We start from the raw sequence: 1548 nt of genomic DNA on the forward strand, positions 1-1548 counted from the left end.
AGTATAATGAAAGTGGCTCTTCGGGTTTGCAAACACCATCAATGCGTAGATATGGAATCAACTTAAATTTTACATTTTAAATCAAATAAATTCAAACACAATGAAAATTACAAAATTATTATTTTTTTTATGTATCACTTCTCTACTCTCTTGTAAAGATGATAGTGAAGTAAAGACTACAGTACAAATCAATACTAAAGAGTCTCTAATCAAAAAATTATCAGAAGATAAAGACTTCAACAGTTTTGTCTTAAACATTAGAAAAGGGCAAGATGTATTGATAACAAAAATGGAAAGTTTACCAAAAGATGACCTTGATATTTTTGTATCTGATTTAAGAACCAAAAATAGTAAAACGATTGAAACTGCAATCCGTAAAATTGGATTATCTGACTTCTCTGATGAATTTGAAAAAAATAATAAAAGTTATTTGTTATCAATTCACAAGAAATATACAAAAGAATTAATATCATTAGGTGATGAAATTAAAATTGATGATGTGCTTAAACGTGCTGCAATACTTTCAACCAAAAGAGCTAATCTAAAACCAGCTAATTACTGTGAAGACTTTTGTGGCGAGTCATTTTCGGTACTTGCAGGAGTAAATTTTGCAGTAGTTTTATATTGTGCTGGTACCAATCAGAATAATCCATATGGATATGAACAATGCTTAATATCACTTATGCCATATAGCTTAGGTGCTGTAGCTGCAAATGTTGGAATATGCTGGTACTGCTGTCAGTATACAAGCAATTGTAGATAATTTTATAAATCTAAAAAAAACAGAAAAATGAAAACGTATTTATTGTTAGTTTCAATGTTTATTTTTTTACTTTCATGTAAGGAAGAAAATGAAATAAAGAGTTCAAGCTTTGAACAAGACTTTGTTAAAAGTTTATCTGAAGATAAAGATTTTACTGCATATCTTACAAATGTAAGGGAAGAGGAAATTATTCTATTTCAAAAACTGGATAAACTTCCAAAAGTAGAACTTGATAATTTTTTGGAAACACTAAAATCAAAAGATATAAAAAAAATAAATATTTCAATTGAGAAAGCAGGTCTTACAGAGTTTTACAATGATTTTACAGGACATAAAATGAAGTTTTTTTCTTTAATATTTAAGAAATATAATCGAGAGATAAGTCAAATAGGGAATGAGGTTAAATTAAAAGATTTAGTAACTCAAGCTTCAAAAATTTCTCTCAAAAATATTGAATCTAAGTTAAAACCTTCCAATTTTTGTGATGATTTTTGTAGTTATTCTATGCCTATTTCTTTGGGGACTGTATTTGGAACAGTTGCTTTTTGCTCACTTAGTAATCAAAACGATTTTGCTGGTTTTGCGAGTTGTTTAGGTGCTATAATGCCCTATGAAGCACCTGTAATAATAGCTAACTTCGGGTTGTGTTCGTATTGTTGTTTTAGCAGTAGTAACTGTCGTTGAAGATTTAAAGACTCAAAAAAAAATGAAAATAAATAAAATATTTACTTCAATTTTCGCAGTAGCGGCTCTTACTTTGAGCAGTTGCGAAAAAACTTTCGAAG

At 28.6% G+C, this 1548-nt stretch carries 2 protein-coding genes; both read left to right on the forward strand.

What is annotated here, in order from left to right:
- Window positions 1–100: 100 nt before the first annotated feature.
- A complete protein-coding gene (locus ACOVO2_RS09545) occupies window positions 101–763 on the forward strand; it encodes a hypothetical protein (protein ID WP_421769741.1) in 663 nt (220 codons plus the stop codon).
- Window positions 764–790: 27 nt separating this feature from the next.
- Window positions 791–1447: a hypothetical protein gene (locus ACOVO2_RS09550; RefSeq protein ID WP_421769742.1), complete on the forward strand. Its 657-nt coding sequence runs from the start codon at window positions 791–793 to the stop codon at window positions 1445–1447.
- Window positions 1448–1548 lie beyond the last annotated feature (101 nt).

The sequence above is a fragment of the Emticicia sp. genome (assembly GCF_049241225.1).
GTDB lineage: Bacteria > Bacteroidota > Bacteroidia > Cytophagales > Spirosomataceae > Emticicia.